At 64.9% G+C, this 22,137-nt stretch carries 26 protein-coding genes and 1 tRNA gene; 16 read left to right on the top strand and 11 right to left on the bottom strand.

Annotation, left to right across the window (positions count from 1 at the left end; genetic code table 11):
- Nucleotides 1–15: 15 nt before the first annotated feature.
- From PYV55_RS15835 to PYV55_RS15825, 3 genes are read left to right on the top strand one after another with little or no spacing between them, the layout of a single operon-like run.
- A complete protein-coding gene (locus PYV55_RS15835) occupies nucleotides 16–339 on the top strand; it encodes a (2Fe-2S) ferredoxin domain-containing protein (protein WP_275853153.1) in 324 nt (107 codons plus the stop codon).
- Nucleotides 336–824: a hypothetical protein gene (locus PYV55_RS15830; RefSeq protein WP_275853151.1), complete on the top strand. Its 489-nt coding sequence runs from the start codon at nucleotides 336–338 to the stop codon at nucleotides 822–824. The genes PYV55_RS15835 and PYV55_RS15830 overlap by 4 nt, the downstream gene beginning before the upstream one ends.
- Before the next feature lies 1 nt (nucleotide 825).
- A complete protein-coding gene (locus PYV55_RS15825; RefSeq protein WP_275853150.1) occupies nucleotides 826–987 on the top strand; it encodes a hypothetical protein in 162 nt (53 codons plus the stop codon).
- Between the two features lie 142 nt (nucleotides 988–1,129).
- Here the strand turns inward: PYV55_RS15825 and PYV55_RS15820 are convergent, their stop codons facing one another.
- From PYV55_RS15820 to PYV55_RS15795, 6 genes are all read right to left on the bottom strand, one after another.
- Nucleotides 1,130–5,692, bottom strand: a complete 4,563-nt coding sequence (locus tag PYV55_RS15820; RefSeq protein WP_275853148.1) for an AAA domain-containing protein — start codon at nucleotides 5,690–5,692, stop codon at nucleotides 1,130–1,132.
- Entirely contained in the window at nucleotides 5,692–5,889 is a 198-nt protein-coding gene (locus tag PYV55_RS15815) for a hypothetical protein (RefSeq protein WP_275853146.1), read from the bottom strand. The genes PYV55_RS15820 and PYV55_RS15815 overlap by 1 nt, the downstream gene beginning before the upstream one ends.
- A 430-nt stretch (nucleotides 5,890–6,319) precedes the next feature.
- Nucleotides 6,320–6,571 carry an FmdB family zinc ribbon protein gene (locus PYV55_RS15810; RefSeq protein ID WP_275853144.1) on the bottom strand — a complete coding sequence of 84 codons (252 nt, stop codon included), beginning with the start codon at nucleotides 6,569–6,571 and terminating at the stop codon, nucleotides 6,320–6,322.
- On the bottom strand, nucleotides 6,558–7,028 hold the full coding sequence (locus tag PYV55_RS15805; RefSeq protein ID WP_275853142.1) for a thioredoxin domain-containing protein: 471 nt from the start codon (nucleotides 7,026–7,028) through the stop codon (nucleotides 6,558–6,560). Before PYV55_RS15805 ends, PYV55_RS15810 begins: the two co-directional genes overlap by 14 nt.
- A gap of 47 nt (nucleotides 7,029–7,075) precedes the next feature.
- Entirely contained in the window at nucleotides 7,076–7,441 is a 366-nt protein-coding gene (locus PYV55_RS15800) for a thiosulfate sulfurtransferase GlpE (protein WP_275853141.1), read from the bottom strand.
- 14 nt (nucleotides 7,442–7,455) lie between these two features.
- On the bottom strand, nucleotides 7,456–8,064 hold the full coding sequence (locus tag PYV55_RS15795; protein WP_275853139.1) for a hypothetical protein: 609 nt from the start codon (nucleotides 8,062–8,064) through the stop codon (nucleotides 7,456–7,458).
- A gap of 488 nt (nucleotides 8,065–8,552) precedes the next feature.
- On the opposite strand from PYV55_RS15795, the gene nifH reads away from it, so the two are divergent.
- From nifH to PYV55_RS15730, 13 genes are all read left to right on the top strand, one after another.
- A complete protein-coding gene (gene nifH / locus PYV55_RS15790; RefSeq protein WP_275853137.1) occupies nucleotides 8,553–9,437 on the top strand; it encodes a nitrogenase iron protein in 885 nt (294 codons plus the stop codon).
- 85 nt (nucleotides 9,438–9,522) lie between these two features.
- Nucleotides 9,523–10,986 carry a nitrogenase molybdenum-iron protein alpha chain gene (nifD, locus tag PYV55_RS15785; protein WP_275853134.1) on the top strand — a complete coding sequence of 488 codons (1,464 nt, stop codon included), beginning with the start codon at nucleotides 9,523–9,525 and terminating at the stop codon, nucleotides 10,984–10,986.
- A gap of 135 nt (nucleotides 10,987–11,121) precedes the next feature.
- Nucleotides 11,122–12,681 (top strand): nitrogenase molybdenum-iron protein subunit beta, encoded by a 1,560-nt coding sequence (gene nifK / locus PYV55_RS15780; protein ID WP_275853132.1) that lies wholly within the window; start codon nucleotides 11,122–11,124, stop codon nucleotides 12,679–12,681.
- Between the two features lie 20 nt (nucleotides 12,682–12,701).
- Nucleotides 12,702–13,019, top strand: coding sequence for a hypothetical protein (locus PYV55_RS15775; protein ID WP_275853131.1), 318 nt, complete (start codon nucleotides 12,702–12,704; stop codon nucleotides 13,017–13,019).
- 50 nt (nucleotides 13,020–13,069) lie between these two features.
- The gene (locus PYV55_RS15770; protein ID WP_275853129.1) at nucleotides 13,070–13,558 is read left to right on the top strand and encodes a hypothetical protein; all 489 of its coding nucleotides are present in this window, start codon (nucleotides 13,070–13,072) and stop codon (nucleotides 13,556–13,558) included.
- A gap of 106 nt (nucleotides 13,559–13,664) precedes the next feature.
- Nucleotides 13,665–14,021 (top strand): hypothetical protein, encoded by a 357-nt coding sequence (locus tag PYV55_RS15765; protein ID WP_275853127.1) that lies wholly within the window; start codon nucleotides 13,665–13,667, stop codon nucleotides 14,019–14,021.
- Nucleotides 14,022–14,198: 177 nt separating this feature from the next.
- Complete coding sequence (gene nifE, locus PYV55_RS15760) at nucleotides 14,199–15,662, top strand: nitrogenase iron-molybdenum cofactor biosynthesis protein NifE (RefSeq protein WP_275853124.1); 1,464 nt, start codon at nucleotides 14,199–14,201, stop codon at nucleotides 15,660–15,662.
- Between the two features lie 24 nt (nucleotides 15,663–15,686).
- Entirely contained in the window at nucleotides 15,687–17,138 is a 1,452-nt protein-coding gene (gene nifN, locus PYV55_RS15755) for a nitrogenase iron-molybdenum cofactor biosynthesis protein NifN (RefSeq protein ID WP_275853121.1), read from the top strand.
- 31 nt (nucleotides 17,139–17,169) lie between these two features.
- Entirely contained in the window at nucleotides 17,170–17,580 is a 411-nt protein-coding gene (nifX, locus tag PYV55_RS15750) for a nitrogen fixation protein NifX (protein WP_275853118.1), read from the top strand.
- Nucleotides 17,577–18,071, top strand: coding sequence for a NifX-associated nitrogen fixation protein (locus PYV55_RS15745; protein ID WP_275853116.1), 495 nt, complete (start codon nucleotides 17,577–17,579; stop codon nucleotides 18,069–18,071). Before nifX ends, PYV55_RS15745 begins: the two co-directional genes overlap by 4 nt.
- A gap of 2 nt (nucleotides 18,072–18,073) precedes the next feature.
- Nucleotides 18,074–18,274, top strand: coding sequence for a CCE_0567 family metalloprotein (locus PYV55_RS15740; protein ID WP_275853115.1), 201 nt, complete (start codon nucleotides 18,074–18,076; stop codon nucleotides 18,272–18,274).
- Between the two features lie 45 nt (nucleotides 18,275–18,319).
- Complete coding sequence (gene fdxB, locus PYV55_RS15735; RefSeq protein WP_275853113.1) at nucleotides 18,320–18,634, top strand: ferredoxin III, nif-specific; 315 nt, start codon at nucleotides 18,320–18,322, stop codon at nucleotides 18,632–18,634.
- 16 nt (nucleotides 18,635–18,650) lie between these two features.
- Nucleotides 18,651–19,067, top strand: a complete 417-nt coding sequence (locus tag PYV55_RS15730; RefSeq protein ID WP_345803598.1) for a nitrogen fixation protein NifQ — start codon at nucleotides 18,651–18,653, stop codon at nucleotides 19,065–19,067.
- A gap of 128 nt (nucleotides 19,068–19,195) precedes the next feature.
- Here the strand turns inward: PYV55_RS15730 and PYV55_RS15725 are convergent.
- The 5 genes from PYV55_RS15725 to parS form a co-directional block, all read right to left on the bottom strand.
- Nucleotides 19,196–19,271 (bottom strand) — tRNA-Asn (locus PYV55_RS15725).
- Nucleotides 19,272–19,384: 113 nt separating this feature from the next.
- Nucleotides 19,385–20,473 (bottom strand): beta-N-acetylhexosaminidase, encoded by a 1,089-nt coding sequence (gene nagZ / locus PYV55_RS15720; RefSeq protein WP_275853111.1) that lies wholly within the window; start codon nucleotides 20,471–20,473, stop codon nucleotides 19,385–19,387.
- A 68-nt stretch (nucleotides 20,474–20,541) separates the two neighbouring features.
- On the bottom strand, nucleotides 20,542–20,931 hold the full coding sequence (acpS, locus tag PYV55_RS15715) for a holo-ACP synthase (RefSeq protein ID WP_275853109.1): 390 nt from the start codon (nucleotides 20,929–20,931) through the stop codon (nucleotides 20,542–20,544).
- 112 nt (nucleotides 20,932–21,043) lie between these two features.
- On the bottom strand, nucleotides 21,044–21,559 hold the full coding sequence (locus PYV55_RS15710) for an RES family NAD+ phosphorylase (RefSeq protein ID WP_275853107.1): 516 nt from the start codon (nucleotides 21,557–21,559) through the stop codon (nucleotides 21,044–21,046).
- Nucleotides 21,560–21,581: 22 nt separating this feature from the next.
- Entirely contained in the window at nucleotides 21,582–22,115 is a 534-nt protein-coding gene (parS, locus tag PYV55_RS15705) for a type II RES/Xre toxin-antitoxin system antitoxin (RefSeq protein ID WP_275853105.1), read from the bottom strand.
- Nucleotides 22,116–22,137 lie beyond the last annotated feature (22 nt).

The following is a 22,137-nucleotide window of genomic DNA, read 5'->3' as shown; positions in this document are numbered from 1 at the left end:
CACAGGGAGCGCCGCATGCCCAAACCCGAACGCCACGTCTTCGTCTGCACGCAAAACCGCCCGCCGCAGCACCCGCGCGGCTCCTGCGCCAGCAAGGGCAGCATGGCCGTGCTGCAGGCCTTCTGGGCCGAACAGCAAAAGCGCCAGGCCTACGAAAAATGCGCGGTCACCTATTCAGGCTGCCTCGGGCCCTGCGACCAGGGCGTGAACGTGCTGGTCTATCCCGAGGCCGTGCTCTACCGCGGCGTGACCGAAGCCGACGTGGCCGAAATCTTCACGAGCCACCTCGAGGGCGGCGTGCCCGTCGCACGGCTGGTCGCGCCCGGGGCCGTCTGGTGAACATTCTCACCGGCGTCGAATCGACGGAGCTGTTCGGCGGCGCGGTGGCGCCCGCCGTGGCGCACTGGGTCGAGCAGGCGCGCAAAGTACCGCGCGAGCATGCCGCGGCCATGCTCTGGGCCGCCTCGCTGAGCTCGCCGCAGAGCCTGCCCATTCATTACCTGCTCTACAAACTGCACGCCGGCCTGGGCGAGCTCGACCAGGCGCAGCAAGCCGCGCGCCGCGGCCTCGAGGCCGCCGCCCAAGCCGCCGGACTGCCCGCCGACTGGCGCAGCGTGACACCAGGCGCCGCCGACTTCGCCGCGCCGGGCGCGGCGCGCTTTTGGCTCTTCACCCTCAAGGCCCTGGCCTTCATCCACCTGCGCCGCGGCGAACGCGCACTCGCGCAGGCGCTGGTGGCGCAGCTCGACCGCCTGGACCCCACCGACCAGATCGGCGCCGGCGTGGTGCGGGCACTTTTGCGCCAGTCCGAAGGCGCGCCGTAGCGTGGCAGCTACCGAAGCAAAAGAGATCGTCTGGACACCACTGCCTTTCAACTTCGGGCGAGATCGGTCTGGTGTATGGATATGGGAATTTGTGCCGCAACCTTCTTTGGTAGAAATCTACGACGCGATGGATTTAATGGCCGTTGATGCGTTCGATGAATAAACGCGGGCACGCTTGCGAATCGAGGCTGTTGAGTTTGGCAGAGCCTGTCAGGCGATTGATGGCGGTAAACAGAAAACTCGTCCTTCACCCAAAGGCGCTCTTTCCGGCTCAGCAAGAACAACGAGTATTGAGAAAAAACCGTTCACTGCTTCCACGCAAGGGCATCGCCAGCCTCATCTGAAACCGAACTGCGATCAACTGCACTCGGCATCGGCCACACACGGCTATCGACAAGCGTCGGCGTGCGCTCCAGGGCCCCAAGCGGCTCGATGCCCATTGCATGTAGCCGTGCCTTGAGTTCGGTTAGCACCTCGTCCTTACGCAGCGACCACGTCGATGCGAAGCACCGCCAGAAGACCCAACCGGCGCGCTCGAGTATGCGCTGGCGCTGCATGTCTGCCGGCCAGCGGTCCGGGCCATGAAACTCGTCGCCGTCACATTCGATAGCAAGGCGAGTGTCGTTCGCGCCCTCTACGACAAAGTCGATACGGTAGGCGCCCACCTTGACTTGGGGCGTGACTCGGTAACCAAGATCGACGAGTGACGAATAGACATCGCGCTCGAACCCAGACTCACACATGTCGATGAGGCTTCTTTCCTCCTCACCGCCATCCAGCGGCATACTGAAGTGTTCGACGAGCGTGCGTCGAACGTCTGTCATCGACAACTCACCGAGCTTGACTGAGCGCACGAGGTACATACGGTCGCGGGCACGGCTGGCGGCGACGTTGAATCGCTGCTCGAAGAGCTGACCAGAGAGTGCATGGTGGCGGGTGGCGTCGGCCACCATGCTCAGGAACATGATGTCGCGCTCGCTGCCTTGGAACACGTAGGCGTCGCCGCAGGCGAACTTGCGCCGCTCGAGTTCGGTCAGGTCCAATCGGCTGACCACCAAGTTGTGGATGAACTTGGCCTGCTCGGGCCCCAAGAGGGACACAGCCCCGATCGTGCGATTGCGCAGCTTGGGGTTGCGCAGGATCGCCTCGATTTCGGCCGCGATGAACTCGGCCTCCATCCGGTTGACGTCCCGGCGGTCTCGTACACCCTGTTCAATGAACACGTCCACGAGCGGCGGGTCGATGCGTTCAGAGGCCTTGGGTACGCGAAGGGGTCGAATCTGGTTTTTATAGAAGGTCTTGTTACTGTAGGCGATGATGGGCTGCACACATCGGAAGTGCTCCGCGAGCATTACGCGCTCGGCCGCAAACACAGCAGACGCTATGTCGTACAAAGACTTTTCAGGAGTCAAGTCCCGCCCATAGGGTTGGTCAGAGAGGAAGCGCTCACGGAGCGCCGCGATCTTGGCCGCCGAGATGAAGCCACCGCTGGGTGAGACCTGCTTGTCGTCGCCCACGACCAGAATCTTTTTGCCCCGTAGCACCGCTGGCAATGCCCAGAGGTCCGACTGGCTGGCCTCGTCCACTATGACCAAGTCGAAGACGCCGAGCTGGGCTGGCATGCTCTCGGAGACCTTGGCGTGACTCATGATCCAGCAGGGAATCGCACCCTGGGCATCGAGCATTGCCGTTTGCGCGTCGCGGCGGTAACGGGTGGCGTTGGGCCCGGTGCCTTGGCCAATCCTCCGGATGGCCACGCGGTAGCTCTCCAGGGCCGAGAGCACCTTGGCCGACGCCTGATCCTTTGTCTTGAGCCACGCCGACTTGGCCACCAGTTGCTCATACTGCTGTGCGAGCACCCTCTCGAGGTCGTGGCGGCGTTGTGCGAGCTCCAGAAGCTCCTCGCGGGCTTCGATGGCTGCGAGGTGGTTCTTGATGCGCGCCCAGTTCCAAGCGCCGCGCCATAACACAGGCATCACCTCGTCGTCGCCGGTCGACGGAAGTACTTGAGAACGCAGGCGCGCTGCCCACTTCACTGCCCCGGCACGCGCGATGCGTGCACATAGGTCGTGGACAGTTGCCAGGCTCGACGACAGCGATTCGATGCGCTTGAGCTCACCGATGAGCTCCGCGTACTGGGTCACGATGCGCTCGGTGGCGACTTCGGGGCTGCCGAGCTGCGTGTCGATAAACGCACGCATCCGCTCAACCACCGCCCCCGAAGTGCCGGCGAGCTTCTCCTGGATGAGGGCGAGATGCGCTGCGGCAGTCGCGAGCTCGGCGCGCGTGAGGTGCCGGCGCAGCTGTTCGCGCACCGTCTGCAGTTGCGCCGAACCACACCGAAGCTCGTCTTTCGGCGGATCGCGAAACACCCGCTCTGCCATACGGGACAGGTTGACGTCGTGCAAGGTTGCAAGCTCGTGCGCCCACTTGGCGGCGAGTGCAATCTGCTCGGTCGAGCGCAACGCCTCCACGTCAGACTTCACCTCAGGCACCGCGAGTTCCCGCGCGAACTGGTTCCATCGCACGGAGAATGAAAGTACCCTCTCATGCAGCTGCACGTAGCGATGCACATGTGCCCAGTCCTCGATTGCTTGCGGCGGAAGTCCGGACACGCGGATGGCACCAACGTGCTCCTTCGCGTCACCGTTGCCAAAGCTCATCAAGCCGAAGGGCTTGCCCGTCTCGCACGCCCTCCCGATAGCTTGGACTACCTTCGGATTGCTCAATGCATCGGCGGGCAACGCCACAGGCCGCTGCAGGAATGCCGCGCGAGCCTTCACCAGCTCGTCGACCTCGGCCAGCAATGCCTTCAATGCCTCCTGTTCGCTGGCGAAGTCCGGCCGAAGGCACTTGGCCCGCAGCTCGAAGACCCAGGGGCTCTGCATTTCTTCCAGGTGCTGCACAATCTTGAGCATGTGCTCCACGGCCGTGAGCATGCGGCGGGCTTCATCGAGCACCTCGGGCGTCAAGGCGCGCAGCGCCAACAATTCGCCATCAGCTTCAGCGCTATCGATTTCGCGGATACCCACGAGCGCGTCATGCAGCTTGGCCATCTCCTCGGTAGGCAAGAGATCGAAGCTCGAGGGCAGCCGTGAAGATGCGTAGACGAGGTCAGCACCCAGTCGCCGGCGGGCATCCTTGAGCCTCTGCGCCTCGGTGTCGCTCAGGGGCGGAGCGTGCTCCGGCAATAGCGTCAGCTCGTCGTCAAACCAGCCGTGCTGTTCCTGGCCGGAGACGACCAGCTCGGCCATCTTCTGCGCGCGCATCTGAACGCCATCGACCTCGATGCCCGCCAACTGCTGCGCGGCAATCTGATCAACACGTTTGTCGATGCTGGCGACCTCGGAGTGTGCAGTGTCGATCAGCTGCTTGCAGCGCTCAATCTCGTCTTGCGTGGCGCGAGTGTTGAACTGCGACAGATTATGGGTGATGGCCTCAATGGAGGCCTGAAACTGCCGCATCCCCTCCTTGTCGCCTGACAGCAGCGCCACAGTCAGCGGTCGCACGTTCTCCGGGATTTTCTCCTGCAGTACGGACAACGCATGCTCCCCCTTGGAGGTCACCAGTACCTTGCGCCCGGTGGCAAGGTAATGACAGATGATGTTGGCAATCGTGTGCGTTTTACCAGTGCCCGGCGGCCCTTGGACACAGACGCCAGGTGCGCGCTCGAGCATTTCGACGATGGTCTCCTGCTCCTGGTTATAGGGCAACGGGAAGTAGAGTTCTCGTGGCTCACCCTTGGCCCTGCTGCCACTGCACAGACCTCGAAACGAGATGGCCTCGTACTTGACGACCTCATCAGAGGGCGGCGTCACCAGACAAACGGGGCCGGCAGGAATCGCATCGCCTGCTTGCAGACGTGCCTTCAGCCGACGAATGTCCTCGACCAGGAAGTTGGCCGAGCGCGGACGAACGAACAACACCCAGCCTGCAGTAGCGAGAAATTGTTCGGAGGGAGTGGGCAGCCCCTGATAGGCTGGGTCGTAGCGCCCCTCCTTGTTCAGGCTTCCCGCGGCGAGCTTCAAGATGGGCTCGAAGCTTCCAATGTCGAACGGCGTGAGCGCGCGCTCCGAGTCGCTCTCCAGGAGCGCCTTAGCCTGCTTCTCGACTTCCGCAGCTCCCATGACTTGCCAAGCGCCAAAGACGTCGAACTCCAAGCGCGGGGCCACGGCCCTGGGGCGCACCGATATCGTGTGCGTCTGAGGGTCGAGGTCGATTTCGACGGCTTGTGTCAGCAGCGGGTACTGGTAGTCGACGCTGACGCCCTTGCCGTTTCCGTCCTCCGTGCGCATGCCAGTGAATTTCCAGGCCGCCACGCCCATGCCCCAAACCAGCTCCGATGGGTTTGCAGTCTCCTCGGCTTCGAGCAGACCCTTGAACATGAAGAGATCGCCATAGAGTGCGATGGTGCGGCGCCGGAGTTTCTCCCCTTCGGCCCAGGCCTGCCAAAGCGGTATGTAGTCCGTCAAGGCGCTGGCAACGCGCTCGCGGAGATGCTCGTCACGAGTGGCTGCGTCCTCCTCACCGATCGAGCGTCGGTCAGCAACGAATCGATGTTGCAGCGCCTGCTCGTTGAGAGCCGGCACGGGCCCGCTCGGGTCGTCGGAAAAGGTGATGTAGGGCCGCGCCTCCTCGCAAAGAACAGGCGGTAACGTGGACGCAAGGCGCGCGACCTGCAGCCAGATGTGGTCTCCTTCGACCTTGCGGTCGAGTTCGACGCCAGGTAGCCCGACCATGTCCTTCGGGAAGCGCATAAAGCCAGAGCGGCCTGTAAGCACGTAGGCCCTGGGGTCGATTTCCTTACATTGCTCAACAACATAATCGAGCAAACGTGCGAGCAATCCATGTTGCGGGGTCGTTGACATCAGTCTTCCACGGGAAATTTTGCTTTGTCGGCAGCAGGCACGGTTATCTGGTGACGCTTTACAGCCTTGAGGATGGCGACCACGAACACACTGTCCAACGCGCGGTGCTCAGCCTCAACCCTGACCGCCCATGGACGCCTGACTTCAAGCATCGGTTTGAGGGTCGCGACTTCGGTATCGCGTCTGATTCGCAGCATCGCTTCAGCCTGTTGTTGTCTCGGCAGCTGCGAACTTATTGCTCCCGCCCTCTGAAATTTGAACGTTTTCCCTAACCGCCCAAATGAGGGTGAAGTGGAAAAATTGCAACTTCAAACGGCCGAATTTATAAAAAGCACCGCTCGAGCAATGGCAATCGAACCTCTTCTGCAAGCTCGCGATAAACAAGTCGAGTTAATTCCAGATTATTCATGAGGACGGGGGATGCTACCGAGGCAGAATGGATGCTGTAGGGAGTCCCCTGTGGTGCCACTGGCGATAAACAGGCAGCCAAAAGTCCGCCAGCCCCCTGCCAGCACCCGCGTAGATGCAAAGCACCGCTTCATGGACAATTTGGGTAGATTGTGGCCGAACCAATAAAAGCAAATATTGTAAGGATATTGACGTAAACCTACCCGGAAGCCGACGGTCTCAAATCCCCTTCTTGCCCTGCAGCAGCTTGGCCTTATCGGATGGGCTGTAGTGGTCAAAAAGCCCTTGCGCTGCGGCGGCGCGGCGGTTGGACATGCGCATGGCTTCGATCCTGCCCGCGGGGGCGATCGCCGACACGCACTTTTCCAGGGCACTGCTGCCGCAGTTTGGACAGACGGGTGTGCTGCCGGCGCGCACCAGGGCTTCGAAGCCGTGGCCGCAGGCCTGGCAGCGGTAGTCATACATGGGCATGTCGATCTCCTGTAGCAGACAAAGCAGAGCAAGGCTGACCCGCGGCGGCAGCGCAGCCTTCGAGGGGTTTGTCTGAAGCAGCGGGTGCAGCGTCGCCCAGCCCCACCCAGACATGCACGCGCGCCGCATCAAAGCCCACCATGCGCTGCACTCCATGCTCGTTCCTCACCTCCATCAAGGGGCGGCGGATGAGCAAGGGATCGTCCAGCAGCAGGGCCAGGGCGGCGGCGCCGTCGAGCGCCTCGGGCTGCACTTCGCCCGACTTGATGCGCGGCGCAGCGCGGTTGAACCATTGGGCCACGGGCAGCGGCGCCAGAAAGGCCAGCAGCGCCTCGGCCGTCCACGGCCAGCGCAGCAGGTCGCGCAGCTCCAGGCTGTGGCCGGCGGCGCGCAGCAAGGCTTTTTGGCGCGCGTTGCCGCCGCAGCCGGGCTTTTCATAAAAGACGATGTGGGCCATGGAAGCCTCGCGGGGGTGGTGCGGCATTGGCGCGCAGGGCGGTGGTGTCAATGGGGGTCGGTCGGTATCCACGGGGTGCGCAGCGGTGATGCGGGCTCCAAGCGGGCCGCGGCCCAGGCGGCATGGCCGCCGATCAGGTCCCAGACCTCGGTGAAGCCGAAGTCGGCAAACATCTGCGCCCACTCCTGGCTCGCGATCCCGTGGTAGCAGTAAATCAGGAGGGGGCGGCGGCGCTCGGTCTGCAGCAGCAGCGCGTCCTGGTTGTGCCGCGCGAGGAGTACCGCGCCCGGCCAGCCGTCGCGGGCATGACTGGCCGCGTCGCGCGCGTCGAGCACGAGGGCGCCGGGGCGCGCCTGCAGCCAGGCCCCGAGCTCGGGCGCGGTGAGGCGGCGGAACGTGCGTTGGCCAGACATGGGACTGTGGTGTCTCAGACCGGGCGGTTCTCGTTCGGGTTGCGCACCGGCCCCATCAACTCCAGCCCTTCGCTGTAGGTGATGGTGTCGAAGGTGACGTCGAACTTGAGCGCGGCGTCGGCAATGGCGTCGAGCTTGCCCGCGGTGTCTTTTTTCTTGAGATCGCCTTTGTCGATGTAGAAAAGCTCGAGCAACTCGTTATAGACCGTGGCCTCGTCTATGGGCAGCACGTAAAACATGGCGCCCTTGTAGGGCACCTGGTACTTTTTCGACAGGTCGATGTTGTTGCAATACAAGAAATACTTGCCCCCGGCGCTGAGCGCATCGCCCAGCACTTCGGCCACGTCCTTGAGGTGCTCGAAGCTCAGCAGGTAGCCAGCAAAAAACGGCAGATGCTTTTCGCCCACGTTGGCAATGGCCAGCACCTGGGTGCACATCAATTCAGGCGGGCGGGCCTCGTCGGCCAGCTTGGGCGCAAAGCGCAGCGCCAGCTCGCCGCGAAAGCCGACGCGGCCGAACTTGTTGGTCGGCCCCTTGAGCAGGGGGTTGAGCAGGCGCCCCTCGGCTTCGAGCCGGGCAAATGCGGTGTCGTCGAGTTCCGGGCGGGCAAGCGTGGCGGTCATGGGTGTTCCTTGGGTGGGGTGTGAGAGGGGCATGCAAGCCGGGCGCGGGCACTGCCATGCACTGCAAGCCGCGCCACAAAGATTGCATGGGCATTGATCCAGCAATCGCCGTACCAGGCACGCCTGCCTTGGCGCCCCCCGAGGCCGCCGCGTGCAAATGCGACACAAAGCCGGGGGCGGAGCGCCCTCCCCCCGTTTTTTGCGACGCGATTCGCAGTTTTGTCGGGAAGCGGACAAACGCCCTCCCGCCTGGAAAACCGGCCCCGCACCCCGGCGCAAACGCCCTTTTCCCTAGGAAACACGCCACGGCGCGCCACTGCGTGCAGGCGGCACGAAGGGCTTGGCACGGAAGCTGCAGAGCAAGGCTGCGCGAACACCAGTTCCGCCAAACGTGAACCTACAGAAGAAGAGCAGCAGGCACGAAAGGCTGACCTCCTCGCGGCTTTGGAACCTTTGGCTTTTTCACTTTTTCTCAACGGAGTACTGACATGGCTTCCCTTCGACAAATCGCCTTCTACGGCAAAGGTGGCATCGGCAAGTCCACCACTTCGCAAAACACCCTGGCCTCCCTCGCCGAGATGGGCCAGAAAATCCTCATCGTCGGCTGCGACCCCAAGGCCGACTCCACGCGCCTGATCCTGCACGCCAAGGCCCAGGACACCATCCTGTCGCTCGCGGCCGAAGCCGGCTCGGTGGAGGACCTCGAACTCGAGGACGTGATGAAGATCGGCTACCGCGACATCCGCTGCGTGGAGTCCGGCGGCCCCGAGCCCGGCGTGGGCTGCGCCGGCCGCGGTGTGATCACCTCGATCAACTTCCTCGAAGAAAACGGCGCTTACGACGGCGTGGACTATGTGTCCTACGACGTGCTCGGTGACGTGGTGTGCGGCGGCTTTGCCATGCCCATCCGCGAGAACAAGGCGCAGGAGATCTACATCGTGATGTCGGGCGAGATGATGGCCATGTACGCGGCCAACAACATCTCCAAGGGCATTCTGAAGTACGCCAACTCGGGCGGCGTGCGCCTGGGCGGCCTGGTGTGCAACGAGCGCCAGACCGACAAGGAGCTGGAGCTGGCCGAGTCGCTGGCCAAAATGCTGGGCAGCAGACTGATCCACTTCGTGCCGCGCGACAACATCGTGCAGCACGCCGAACTGCGCCGCATGACCGTGCTCGAGTACGCGCCCGACAGCAAGCAGGCCGGCGAGTACCGCACCCTGGCGCAGAAGGTTCACGCCAACGCCGGCAACGGCACCATCCCCACCCCCATCACCATGGACCAGCTGGAAGACCTGCTGATGGAGCACGGGATCATGAAGACCATCGACGAGTCGCAAGTCGGCAAGACCGCCGCCGAGCTGGCCGTCGCCTGAAGAAGCGCGCAGCCCGGATCGTCGCTGCGCAAGAGCGCGATCCGGGCGGCCGCCCGACCACAACCCCCACTGACTGGAGTCCCCCATGACCGCCACCGTTGAAGAGCGCAAGGCCGCCAACAAGGCCTTGATCGATGAAGTGCTGAAGGCCTATCCCGAAAAAATGGCCAAGCGGCGCGCCAAACACCTGGGCACGTTCGAAGACGGCAAGCCCGATTGCGGCGTGAAGTCCAACATCAAGTCCCTGCCCGGCGTGATGACCATCCGCGGCTGTGCGTATGCAGGCTCCAAGGGGGTCGTGTGGGGCCCGATCAAGGACATGATCCACATCAGCCACGGCCCCGTGGGCTGCGGCCAGTATTCGTGGGCCGCGCGCCGCAACTACTACATCGGCACGACCGGCGTGGACACCTTCGTGACCATGCAGTTCACCTCCGATTTCCAGGAAAAGGACATCGTCTTCGGCGGCGACAAGAAGCTCGACAAGATCATCGACGAGATCCAGGACCTGTTCCCGCTGAACAAGGGCATCTCGATCCAGAGCGAGTGCCCGATCGGCCTGATCGGCGACGACATCGAGGCCGTCTCGAAGAAGAAAAGCAAGGAATACGAGGGCAAGACCATCGTGCCGGTGCGCTGCGAGGGCTTTCGCGGCGTGAGCCAGTCGCTGGGCCACCACATTGCCAACGACGCCATCCGCGACTGGGTGTTCGACAAGACCGACCCGAACAAGCGCCCCGAATTTGTCAGCACGCCCTACGACGTGGCCATCATCGGCGACTACAACATCGGCGGCGACGCCTGGTCCAGCCGCATCCTGCTCGAAGAGATGGGCCTGCGCGTGATCGCCCAATGGTCGGGCGACGGCACGATCGCCGAGCTCGAAAACACGCCCAAGGCCAAGCTCAATGTGCTGCACTGCTACCGCTCGATGAACTACATCAGCCGGCACATGGAAGAAAAGTACGGCATTCCCTGGGTCGAATACAACTTCTTCGGCCCGACCATGATCGAAAAGAGCCTGCGCGAGATCGCCAGCCACTTCGACGACACCATCAAGGCCAACGCCGAAAAGGTCATCGCCAAGTACCGCCCGCTGATGGACGCGGTGATTGCCAAATACAAGCCGCGCCTGCAGGGCAAGAAGGTGATGCTGTTCGTCGGCGGCCTGCGCCCGCGCCACGTCATCGGCGCCTATGAAGACCTGGGCATGGACGTGGTCGGCACGGGCTACGAGTTCGGCCACAACGACGACTACCAGCGCACCACGCACTACATCAAGGACGGCACGCTGATCTACGACGACGTGACCGGCTACGAGTTCGAGAAGTTTGTCGAACAGGTCCAGCCCGATCTGGTCGGCTCGGGCATCAAGGAAAAGTACGTGTTCCAGAAGATGGGTGTGCCCTTCCGCCAGATGCACAGCTGGGACTACTCCGGCCCCTACCACGGCTACGACGGCTTTGCCATCTTCGCCCGTGACATGGACATGGCGATCTCCAGCCCGATCTGGGGCCTGACCAAGGCCCCCTGGAAGAAAGCCGCCTGAACGCCGCCTGAACGCCGCTGTACCGCCGCCTGAACAGCGCGCAGGGAGTCTGGCACCGCGCCGCCCTCCCTGCTGCGTTCAGGCCCGGCACCGCACCGGCCCCACGCCCACCCGTTACCTTTTTGGAGTCCCACCATGCCGCAATCCGCCGACAAAATCCTGGACCACGAACTGCTGTTCCGTGAACCCGAATACCAGGAGATCTTTCGCAGCAAGAAAGAGAACTTCGAGTTCAACCATTCAGACGAGAGCATCAAGCAGATCGTCGAATGGACCAAGACCGAAGACTACAAGCAGAAGAATTTCGCCCGCGAGGCCCTTACGGTGAACCCCGCCAAGGCCTGCCAGCCGCTGGGCGCCGTTTATGTGGCCAACGGCTTTGCCAAGACGCTGAGCTTCGTGCACGGCAGCCAGGGCTGCGTGGCCTACTACCGCTCGCACTTCTCGCGCCACTTCAAGGAGCCGACCTCGTGCGTCAGCTCCTCGATGACCGAAGACGCGGCCGTGTTCGGCGGCCTCAACAACATGATCGACGGCCTGGCCAACGCCTACAACCTCTACAAGCCCGAGATGATCGCCGTCTCCACCACCTGCATGGCCGAGGTGATCGGCGACGACCTCGACGCCTTCATCAAAAACGCCAAGCAAAAGGGCTCGGTGCCGGACGCATTCGACGTGCCGTTCGCGCACACGCCGGCCTTCGTGGGCAGCCACATCACGGGCTATGACAACGCGCTCTTGGGCGTGCTCAAGCACTTCTGGGACGGCAAGTCGAAAACGGCCGAACCGCTGGTGCGCGTGCCCAACGACAGCATCAACTTCATCGGTGGCTTCGACGGCTTCGTGGTCGGCAACATGAAGGAAATCCGCCGCATCTTCGACCTCTTCGGCGTCAAGGTGAACATCCTTTGCGACCCCTCGGGCAACTGGGACACGCCCACCGACGGCGAATTCCGCATGTACGACGGCGGCACCACCAAGGAAGAAGTCGAGGCCGCGCTGCACGCCAAGGCGACCATCGTCTTCCAGGAATACTGCTGCGAGAAAACCACCAAGTTCATCGCCGAGCACGGCCAGGAAGTCGTGGTGCTCAATGCCCCCGTGGGCGTGGCCGGCACCGACCGCTTCCTGATGGCCATTGCGCGCCTGACGGGCAAGCCGATTCCGGCAGAGCTCGAAAAAGAGCGCGGCCAGCTGATCGACGCCATGGCCGACAGCCAGGCCCACCTGCACGGCAAGCGCTACGCGCTGTACGGCGACCCCGACCAGCTGCTGGGCTACACCGAGTTTCTGCTGGAGCTGGGCGCCGAGCCGGCGCACGTGCTGGCCACCAACGGCAACGAAACCTGGGCGGGCAAGGTGCGCGCACTGTTCGAGTCTTCGCCGTATGGCGCGGGCTGCAAGGTGTACCCGACGCGCGACCTCTGGCACATGCGCTCGCTGCTGTTCACCGAGCCCGTGGACTTCCTGATCGGCAACACCTACGGCAAATACCTGGAGCGCGACACCGGCACACCGCTGATCCGCCTGGTGTTCCCGATCTTCGACCGCCACCACTACCACCGCTTCCCCACCTGGGGCTACGCCGGCGGCCTGCGCCTGCTCGTGACCTTGCTCGACGAGTTCTTCGAAACCCTGGATGCCAACACCATCATCCCGGGCAAGACCGACTACAGCTACGACATCATCCGCTGACAACCCCGGCAGGCCCGACCATGGAAACCACCTACATCAAGACCACGCAAGACGGTCGCGCAGTAGAAGTCATCGATGGCTGGGTCTGCCTGGCGGGGGTGCGCGAAGCGAGCAGCCTGGTGCCGCTCGACGAGCACCCGAACCGGCAGGCGATCGCGCGCGCCGTGCCCGGCGCCACCCATGTCGCAGGCCGCCTGCCCCTCACGCTGGAGCAGGCCGCCATCGCGCAAGGGGCGCTGAGCGCGGCGCAGCGCATTTTCGATGCCAGCCCCGCCGGCATCACCCAGCGCATCCGCAAGGCCGTGTGGGACAAGACGGCGGCCGAAGGCGTCGAATGAGACGGCGCGGCGCAGCGCGCAGATAAGAACAAGAACCGGGGAGTCTGGCCATGATTTACGTGCTGGAAGTGCCCACGCAAGGGCTGCCCAAAGCCTGGTTTGCCTACGACGACGCGGACTTCTCGCGCAAGGTGGCTGCCAGCGACCCGCTGCAGCCCTGGGAAATTTACGACGAAGTCACGCCCCGCGGCCTGCTCGACGCCCTGGGCCACGACGACGCCACGAGCGCTCAGGCGCGCGCGCACTACCCCGCCCTCTGTGCCTTGGGCGATGAACACGGCTTTGACACGCCGCTGTACCGTGCCGACCACCTGCTCGGGCGCGGCGTCCTGCGCGCCGAGCCCGTCAGCGCGCGCGCCGCCCTGGCCGCGGCCCTGAACGCGCGCACGGGGCTGCATTGCATCTACTGGGACGAGCGTGCGGCAGTCGGCGCCTTCGAAGGTGCCGACCCGCGCATTGCCGGGCCGGCCCACTGGCACGCGCGCCGGGCGCTGTACGAGCAACTTGTCGCGCTCGAAGTGCTGGCGGACGACAACTAAAAGGCTGAGCCTGCAAGCCCCCCCCGCCCAGCATGTGCCCTGCGGCGGGCCGGCGCTTTGTCCACCCGCCCGGCTGCAAGGCCCGGCATCCTCCGAGGCCCACACCATGCTGCCCCGCATCCAATACGAAATTCTGCAAAGCCGCGGCCAGGCGCTGCGTGCGCTGCTCGCGCCCATGGAAAGCGAGCAAGAGCTGTTCGCGAGCGCCAACACCCTGGCGCGCGTCGAAGCCCATCTGCTGGAAATGGCCCAGACCCTCGCGCACCTGCCCGAGCCGCTGCGTCTGCGCCTGACCAAGCTGGACTGGCACGGCTGGGCGCGGCTGCAGCAGTTGCTGGAACAAAACGCGCAGCCCCGGCAGGAAGAAGTCTGGTACGGCCTGCGCGCCCTGGTGCCCGCCACGCTGGAACTCATGGCCCAGCTGCGCCGGCAGGAGCCCGTGTGGTTCGAGCCGGGTTTCTGACCCTGCTTCGTCGCGTGTCGCAGGCAGCTTGTCGCAATTGCTTCAAAACGGCCAGAACGCCGGCCCACTGCGCAGCAGCAACCCGACAAAACGGCGCAAAAAACCCCTTTTGAAAGGGGCCGCGCCCTGGCACCAAAAATGCGTTGAGGTGTGCAAGCTGTCTCAGGAGTACCTTCCATGTCCGCCTCGCTCAAAGCCAAAATCGCGCAAGTTTTCGATGAACCTGGCTGCGAAAAAAACCAGGGCAAAAGCGAAAAAGAGCGCAAAAAGGGCTGCACCAAGCAGCTCTCGCCCGGCGCCGCGGCCGGCGGCTGCGCCTTTGACGGCGCCAAGATCGCGCTGCAGCCTGTGGTCGACGTGGCTCACCTCGTGCACGGGCCCATCGCCTGCGAGGGCAACTCGTGGGACAACCGGCACAGCGCCTCTTCGGGCTCGCAGCTCTACCGCACCGCCTTCACCACCGACATCAACGAGCTCGACGTGATCTACGGCGGCGAAAAGCGCCTGTTCAAGTCCATCCGTGAAGTCATCGAAAAGTACGATCCGCCCGCGGTCTTCGTCTACCAGACCTGCGTCACGGCCCTGATCGGCGACGACCTCGAGGCCGTGTGCCAGCGCGCCAGCGAAAAGTTCGGCAAGCCCGTGATCCCGGTCAACTCGCCCGGCTTCGCCGGCCCCAAGAACCTGGGCAACAAGCTCGGTGGCGAGGCGCTGCTCGACTACGTGATCGGCACGCGCGAGCCCGCGTTCACCACGCCCTGCGACATCAACATCATCGGCGAATACAACCTGGTCGGCGAGCTGTGGCAGGTCAAGCCGCTGCTCGATGCGCTCGGCGTGCGCGTGCTCTCGTGCATATCGGGCGACGGGCGCTACCAGGAGGTGGCCAGCGCGCACCGCGCCAAGGTGAACATGATGGTCTGCTCCAAGTCCATGATCAACATCGCCACGAAGATGGAGCAGCGCTGGGGCATCCCGTACTTCGAAGGCTCGTTTTACGGCATTGGCGACATGAGCGACACCTTGCGCCAGATCGCGCAGTTGCTGGTGCGCCAGGGGGCGCCCGCCGACCTGCTGGAGCGCACCGAGCGCCTCATCGAGGTCGAAGAGGCACGCGCCTACCAGCGCATCGAGCAATACCGCGCGCGCCTGGCCGGCAAGCGCGTGCTGCTCATCACGGGCGGCGTCAAGTCCTGGTCGGTGGTGGCCGCGCTGCAGGAGGCCGGCCTCGAGATCGTCGGCACCAGCATCAAGAAAAGCACGCGCGAAGACAAGGAAAAAATCAAGGAAATCATGGGCGACGACGCGCACATGATCGACGACATGACGCCGCGCCAGATGTACCAGCTGCTCAAGGACGCCAAGGCCGACATCATGCTCTCGGGCGGGCGCTCGCAGTTCGTGGCGCTGAAGGCACGCATGCCCTGGCTGGACATCAACCAGGAGCGCCACCACCCCTACGCGGGCTACGAAGGCATGGTCGAACTCGTGCATGAAATCGACCGCGCGCTCGCCAACCCCGTGTGGCAGCAGGTGCGCATTGCGGCGCCCTGGGGCGACGACGGCGAGACGCTGGGCGCCGTCAACGCCACCGCTGCGCCCAGCGCCCTTGCCCCGTCGCCCGCAGCAATTCCTGCCTGAACCGCCCCACCCCAGGAGCCCGCCATGGCCCGCGTCGTCGAATCGAAAAAAGCCTGCGCCGTCAACCCGCTCAAGATGAGCCAGCCGCTCGGGGCCTGCCTGGCCTTCATGGGGCTGGACGCCTGCATGCCGGTGATGCACGGCTCGCAGGGCTGCACCTCGTTCGGCCTGGTGCTGCTGGTGCGCCACTTCAAGGAAGCCATCCCCTTGCAGACCACGGCAATGAACGAGGTCACCTCCATCCTGGGCGGCTACGACAACATCGAGGCGGCGCTGCTCAACATCCGCCAGCGCGCCGCGCCCAAGATCGTCGCCATCTGCTCCACCGGCCTGACCGAAACCAAGGGCGACGACGTGGCCGGCTACATCGCCACCGTGCGCAAGCGCAAGCCCGAGCTCGACGACACCGAAATCATCTACGTCTCCACGCCCGACTACGTGGGCGGCTTCGAGGACGGCTACAAGCACGCGCTCACGGCCATCGTGCAGGCGCTGGTGCAGCCGCTGCCGCCACGCGCGAACCAGGTCACGCTGCTGCCGGGCAGCCACCTGTCGCCGGCGGACATCGACGAGCTGCGCGAAATCATCGAATCCTTTGGCCTCACGGCCGTCGTGCTGCCGGACCTCTCGGGCTCGCTCGACGGCCACATCGCGCCCGACTGGCGTGGCACCACGCTGGGCGGCAGCACGCTGGATGACATCCGCGCTGCCGGCGCCTCGGCCCTGACCCTGGGCGTGGGCGAGCAGACGCGCGAGGCCGCGCAGGCGCTGCAGGCGCGCACGGGCGCACCGTTCGAAATCTTCGCGCGCCTCACGGGGCTGGAAGACAACGACCGCCTGCTGCTGCGCCTGGCGCAGCTCTCGGGCCGGCCAGTGCCGGCCAAGTACCGGCGCCAGCGCAGCCAGCTGCTCGACGCCATGCTCGACGGCCATTTCTACACCGGCGGCATCAAGGTGGCCATAGCCGCAGAGCCCGACCTGCTGCTGGCCGTGGGCGGCCTGCTGCACGACATGGGCGCCGAGCTGCGCTGCTGCGTGAGCACCACCCCGTCGCCCGCGCACGCGCTCTTGCCTGCCGAGCAGGTGCTGCTGGGCGACCTCGAAGACTTCGAAGCCGGCGCCGCCGACTGCGACCTGCTGCTCACGCACGCCCATGGCCGCCAGGCCGCCGCGCGCCTGCAAAAGCCGCTGCTGCGCATCGGCTTTCCGGTGTTCGACCGCATCGGCAATGCGCACCGCGTGCAAGTGGGCTACCGCGGCAGCATGGCGCTGATCTTTGAAATTGCCAACCTCATGATCGAACAGATTCCGCACCACCAGCCCGGCGACTGGCCCCTGAGCCCCACCGCGCAGCGCGCCGCACAGACGGCCACGGGCTGCGAGGCCACCGGCGCCAGCGCAGGATGTGCCTCCTGCAGCGACACCCCGGCCAGCGCCGGCCTGGAACAAAGCGCCTTGACCGAGGCCAGCGCCTGACGACAGCGCAATCACCCTGAAAGGAAAAACCATGAAAGTCGCCTTTGCCACCCAGGACAAACAGCATGTGGACGCGCACTTTGGCTGGGCCAAGAGCATCGTCGTGTACGAGGTCGGCCCGCAGGGCCACCACTTCGTCGAGAGCTTCGACTTCGGCGGCAAGCTCGAGGAAGACGGCGACGAAGACAAGCTCGCGCCCAAGCTCGCGGCCATCCACGATGCAGCCATCCTGTACGTGGCCGCCATCGGCGGCTCCGGCGCCGCGCGCGTCGTGGCCATGAAGATCCACCCCATCAAAGTGCCCCAGCCCGAGCCCATTGCCGAGATTTTGGACAAGCTGCAGGCCGTGCTGCAGGGCACACCGCCGCCCTGGCTGCGCAAGGCCATGGCCAAAAGCGGCGAGAGAACTTTCGATTTTGAAGACGACGAGGTCACCCCATGAACGCCACCGACACCCTGTCCCCCCCTGCAGCGGCAGACACGGACCAAGCCCTGCTGGCCACGCCCTTCGTGCAGCAGCTCATCAAACAACTGCGCGCGCAAGACACCCACGGCGCCTGGGAGGGCAAGAGCGACCTGCAACTGCTCAAGCCCTACCTTCTCAGCGCCGAAGAGCGCCGCGCCCTGCCCATCATGGGCGACCCGGACCCGGAAACGCTGTGGCGCCTGGAAATTTTTTACAGCGCCATCGCCGTGGCCATCGAACGCGCCACCGGGCAGATGGTGTCGCCGATGATGAAGATGAGCCACGAGGGCTTTGGCCGCATGGTGCTGATCGCCGGGCGGCTCGTGGTGGTCAACAAGCAGCTGCGCGACGTGCACCGTTTCGGCTTCCCCTCGCTGGCCAAGCTGGCCGAAGCAGGCAACAAGTTTCTCGACGAAGCCATCGCCATGATCCGCGACTACCCTGCCGTGGCGCAGTACGGAGCCTGAACATGAGCACCGACACCGAAGACCGCAAAGCCCAGCTGAAAAAGCTGAACGCCCGCGCCACCCAGGCCAAGATGGACCTGCACGACCTGTCCGAAGAGCTGCCCCAGAACTGGGAAAGCATCCTCGCCGTGGCCCAGCGCTGCCACGACGCGCACGCCGAACTCATGCAGGCCCGCCAGGAACAGGCCGCCGCAGGCGGATAAGCCCACGCCAGCACGCCACCCTGCCACCCCACACCGGAGCCCCTCATGAGCACCACCTTCAGCGTCACCCTGCCCAGCGGCGCCACCTGGACCCCGACCTTCGTGGCTGCGCTCAACGAAGAAAAATGCATAGGCTGCGGCCGCTGCTTCAAGGTCTGCCCGCGCGGCGTGCTGGAACTCGTCGGCCTCACCGAGGATGGCGAACGCATCCACGTGGACCTCGACGATGACGATGACGAGGACGCCGAATACGAAAAAAAGGTCATGACCATCGCGCACCAGGAGCTGTGCATAGGCTGCACCGCCTGCGCCAAGATCTGCCCGAAAAAGTGCTACACCCACGCCCCCGCAGCCGTCTGATTTTGAGAAACCCACCATGGCTGCGCTCGCACCTGCCCCTTGCGTCATTCCCGCCCCCGACTGGGCGGCGCTGGCCACACGCATGGCCAGCCGCCACGACGAGGTGACGGACCTGCTGAACCTGCTGCGCGAGCATGCCGACCCCAGCGCCGGCTCCGCCGCCGACATGGAGGCCGTGGCCTGGGCGCTGGCCTGCGCGAGCCTGGGCGACCAGCACCTGTGGCAAGACCTGCGCCTGCCCTCGCGCGCCGAGCTCACGCAGCTGATCGCGCACTGGTTCCCGCTGCTGGCCGCACGCAACACCGGCAACATGAAGTGGAAGAAGTTCTTCTACAAGCAGCTGTGCCTGCGCGAAGGCCTGACCCTGTGCAAGGCGCCGACCTGCGGCGTCTGCTCGGATTACGCGCTGTGTTTCGGGACGGAAGAACTCTGAACCCCCAGGCGGACGCTGGATACCCGCTGACGAAGCCAACGACCCGAAACCAACTCTCAAGTGGCAGCAAAAAGGCAGCGCAAAAAGCACTTAGCCCGCCAAAAGGCGGGCTAAGTGCTTGACTTGTATGGCTCCTCGACCTGGGCTCGAACCAGGGACCTACGGATTAACAGTCCGGCGCTCTACCGACTGAGCTATCGAGGAATAAGCCCACGATTATATACGTAAAAAATCGGCGACCTCAACGGTTTCGACATTTTTTGCCATGGAACGCGCTGCTGCGCCTTGATTGTGCTGCCTCGTCAGGGGCTCCCGGCTCACGGCAGCAGCTCGAGCGCTTCGAGGTAGGCGCCGTGGAACATCAGTTCGTCCCAGGGCAAAGGCGCCGTCTGCGGCAGCAGGGCCAGGCGGCGGGCTTCGCTCGCGCTGCTGGCTTGCCAGCGGCCGGCGGCCAGCGCCGACTCCAGCCCTTCCAGCAAGGCATCCACGGGGTGGCCGTCGCCCAGGCTCTGGTTGCACAGCAGCACCAAATCGCAGCCGGCCTGCAAAGCGGCCACGGCGGCGTCGGTGTAGCTGACGATCTGCCCGTCGAGCCGGCGTGCGCCCTCCATGCTGAGATCGTCGCTGAACACCGCGCCCTGAAAGCGCAGCTGGTTGCGCAGGATCTCTTGCAGCCAGCGCGCCGAAAAGCCCGCGGGGCGGCGATCGACCTTGGGGTAGATCACGTGCGCGGGCATGACGCTGCTGAGCGTGCTGCTGAGCCAGCCGTAGGGTGCGGCGTCGTCGGCGAGGATGGCGCGCAGGCTGCGTTCATCGACGGGCACGTCGGTGTGCGAATCGGCCGAGGCCCAGCCGTGGCCCGGAAAATGTTTGCCGCAGTTCGCCATGCCGGCTTGCAACAGGCCGTGCATCAGGCTTTTGGCGAGCAAGGTGACCACGCGCGCGTCGCTGTGAAAGGCGCGGTCGCCGATCACGCCGCTGCGGCTCCAGTCCAGGTCCAGCACGGGCGTGAAGCTGAAATCGACGCCGCAGGCGCGCAGCTCGGCGCCGAGCACGTAGCCGGCCGCGGTTGCGGCGTTGGTGGCGCGCAGCGCGCCGCTGCCGGGGCGGGCCGCGGCGCCGCGGCCGTCGTCCATCCACATGCGGCCAAACGCGGCCATGGCCGGCAGCTGCGTGAAACCGTCGCTGCGAAAGCGCTGCACGCGCCCGCCCTCGTGATCGACGCAGATCAGCAGATCGTCGCGCTGGGCCTTGATGGCGCTCGTGAGTTCGAGCAGCTGCGCGCGGTTTTGCCAGTTGCGCGTGAACAGGATCACTCCGCCCGTGAGCGGGTGCGCGAGGCGGCGGCGGTCGGCAGCGCTGAGCGTGGTGCCGGCGATGTCGAGGATCAAAGGGGCGTGTTGCATGGCGGGTTTACTCTGATAAAAATAGCTGCTTGCGCTGGATATACCTGCATTGAAAGGCGATTTGGCTCTTATTTTTCGACGACGCAAAAGCTCGCTGCATAGTCGCTCTCGTCGGTCACGCTCAGGTGTGCGCGCAGGCCGCGGGACTCGAACCATTCTTTGAGCGCGCCGTGCAGCACGATCACCGGCTGCCCCGTGGGGAGCTTGGCGACTTCGCAAAGGCGCCAGGTCATGGGCATGCGCATGCCCAGACCTATGGCCTTGCTGAAGGCCTCCTTGGCGGAAAAGCGCGTGGCCAGGTAGCGCACGCCGCGCTCGGGCCAACGCTCGGTGCGTGCGCGCCAGGTGGCGAGTTCGCCTTCGGCCAGCACTTTGTACGCGAACCGATCGCCGTGGCGTTCGAGGCTCGCGCGGATGCGGCGGATGTCGCAGATGTCGGTGCCTATGCCGTAGATCATGGGTGGGTACCTGTTGGACTGGGCACGCCGCGCGCAGTGCTGCAGGGCGTGGTGCGCTTTGCGCCAAGAAAAAAGAATCCAGCGGCAGGCCAGGGGCAATCCACTGCGATTTTCAGCTTTCGCGGCGCACGCGCGGATCGTACTGCCAGCGCCGCAGCTTGCGCGCACGCAGCGCGCCGGCCTGCGGGTGCAGCGGGTTGATGAGCAGGTTGCTTTCTTCGGGCACGATGGCCGACGGCACCTGCGCGAGCAGGCTCGTGCCCGCGTGCGCCCAGGCGCTGCCCCAGGCCAGGCTCACGCGCCCTGCGGGTATGGCGTCCCAGCCCACGTTTTGCGCCGCGTCGAACACCGTGCGCGCGGCCCAGAGCGCGGGTGGGATGTCTATGCGCACCAAATAGCGGTTCAGCGGCAGGTGCAGCCCGCCCGAGAGATGTACCACCGTCTCGAGGCAGGCCAGCGCGCACGAGCTGCTCGCATACACCAGCGGCGTGCCGCGCTCGTTCCAGCGCCCGCCACTGCGCTCTGCGCCCTGCCCGCTCAGGTCATCGGCCGTGTAGTGCGGCGTGTCGGTGGCGATGCACCAGACGCTCACTGCGCGATCGGCGGCTGCCGTGCTTGCTTCGTTCACTATTATTTACGTAGCTTGTCTATCAAGCGTAAGCGCCCGATTGGATCTGCAAAAGCAAGGTGCTCACCGCCTCGCGGCCGTCGGCCGTGTCGAGCAAGTCTTGCGGCGCCATGCCGCCGAGCGCCGCGACGGGCTCGGCCATCCAGCGCGCAAACCAGCGCGCGGCGTCGAAGTCCGCAGCACCATTGGCCGCATCATCGGCCGCGCTTTCGCGCACCATGGCATCGACCTGGCCGATCAGGCGCTCCAGGCCGATGAGCCTTTCGCCCTCGGGCTGCGAGAGCGTGCCGCGCTGGGCGATCTTGCGCTCCACCGTGGAGCGCGCAAGCCCCAGCGCGCGCATGAGCTGCTCGCGCGGCAGGCCCATGGCCTGGCTCATGGCGACCAGCTCGCGCGCCGGCACGCCCTGCTTGACGCGCTGCGCACGCTCCACCGGCGACAGCAGGTAGGTCTGCGCGCCGAGCGCACGCGGCGACAGCAGGTCGCTCGCCGTGCGGTCTTGCGCCACCGACGCCGTGGCAGGCGGCACCTGGGCGTACACGAAATCGGCTGCCATGGCGCACCTCCAAAAAGTCTTT

The organism is Extensimonas soli, assembly GCF_029211265.1.
GTDB classification, from domain to species: Bacteria; Pseudomonadota; Gammaproteobacteria; order Burkholderiales; family Burkholderiaceae_C; genus Extensimonas; species Extensimonas soli.
The sequence above is the reverse complement of the archived record's forward strand: the minus strand, read 5'-3'. Positions and strand labels throughout refer to the sequence as shown.

Excerpts from the sequence above, each read along its gene's own strand:
- PYV55_RS15730 (WP_345803598.1), top strand. The coding sequence starts at position 18,651 with ATGGCTGCGCTCGCACCTGCCCCTTGCGTCATTCCCGCCCCCGACTGG.
- PYV55_RS15745 (WP_275853116.1), top strand. The coding sequence starts at position 17,577 with ATGAACGCCACCGACACCCTGTCCCCCCCTGCAGCGGCAGACACGGAC.
- PYV55_RS15810 (WP_275853144.1), bottom strand. The coding sequence starts at position 6,571 with ATGCCCATGTATGACTACCGCTGCCAGGCCTGCGGCCACGGCTTCGAA.
- PYV55_RS15835 (WP_275853153.1), top strand. The coding sequence starts at position 16 with ATGCCCAAACCCGAACGCCACGTCTTCGTCTGCACGCAAAACCGCCCG.
- nifD (WP_275853134.1), top strand. The coding sequence starts at position 9,523 with ATGACCGCCACCGTTGAAGAGCGCAAGGCCGCCAACAAGGCCTTGATC.
- PYV55_RS15795 (WP_275853139.1), bottom strand. The coding sequence starts at position 8,064 with ATGACCGCCACGCTTGCCCGCCCGGAACTCGACGACACCGCATTTGCC.
- nagZ (WP_275853111.1), bottom strand. The coding sequence starts at position 20,473 with ATGCAACACGCCCCTTTGATCCTCGACATCGCCGGCACCACGCTCAGC.
- PYV55_RS15800 (WP_275853141.1), bottom strand. The coding sequence starts at position 7,441 with ATGTCTGGCCAACGCACGTTCCGCCGCCTCACCGCGCCCGAGCTCGGG.
- fdxB (WP_275853113.1), top strand. The coding sequence starts at position 18,320 with ATGAGCACCACCTTCAGCGTCACCCTGCCCAGCGGCGCCACCTGGACC.
- PYV55_RS15815 (WP_275853146.1), bottom strand. The coding sequence starts at position 5,889 with ATGCTGCGAATCAGACGCGATACCGAAGTCGCGACCCTCAAACCGATG.
- parS (WP_275853105.1), bottom strand. The coding sequence starts at position 22,115 with ATGGCAGCCGATTTCGTGTACGCCCAGGTGCCGCCTGCCACGGCGTCG.
- PYV55_RS15805 (WP_275853142.1), bottom strand. The coding sequence starts at position 7,028 with ATGGCCCACATCGTCTTTTATGAAAAGCCCGGCTGCGGCGGCAACGCG.
- PYV55_RS15770 (WP_275853129.1), top strand. The coding sequence starts at position 13,070 with ATGATTTACGTGCTGGAAGTGCCCACGCAAGGGCTGCCCAAAGCCTGG.
- nifK (WP_275853132.1), top strand. The coding sequence starts at position 11,122 with ATGCCGCAATCCGCCGACAAAATCCTGGACCACGAACTGCTGTTCCGT.
- PYV55_RS15740 (WP_275853115.1), top strand. The coding sequence starts at position 18,074 with ATGAGCACCGACACCGAAGACCGCAAAGCCCAGCTGAAAAAGCTGAAC.
- PYV55_RS15820 (WP_275853148.1), bottom strand. The coding sequence starts at position 5,692 with ATGTCAACGACCCCGCAACATGGATTGCTCGCACGTTTGCTCGATTAT.
- PYV55_RS15765 (WP_275853127.1), top strand. The coding sequence starts at position 13,665 with ATGCTGCCCCGCATCCAATACGAAATTCTGCAAAGCCGCGGCCAGGCG.
- nifX (WP_275853118.1), top strand. The coding sequence starts at position 17,170 with ATGAAAGTCGCCTTTGCCACCCAGGACAAACAGCATGTGGACGCGCAC.
- acpS (WP_275853109.1), bottom strand. The coding sequence starts at position 20,931 with ATGATCTACGGCATAGGCACCGACATCTGCGACATCCGCCGCATCCGC.
- nifE (WP_275853124.1), top strand. The coding sequence starts at position 14,199 with ATGTCCGCCTCGCTCAAAGCCAAAATCGCGCAAGTTTTCGATGAACCT.
- PYV55_RS15775 (WP_275853131.1), top strand. The coding sequence starts at position 12,702 with ATGGAAACCACCTACATCAAGACCACGCAAGACGGTCGCGCAGTAGAA.
- nifH (WP_275853137.1), top strand. The coding sequence starts at position 8,553 with ATGGCTTCCCTTCGACAAATCGCCTTCTACGGCAAAGGTGGCATCGGC.
- nifN (WP_275853121.1), top strand. The coding sequence starts at position 15,687 with ATGGCCCGCGTCGTCGAATCGAAAAAAGCCTGCGCCGTCAACCCGCTC.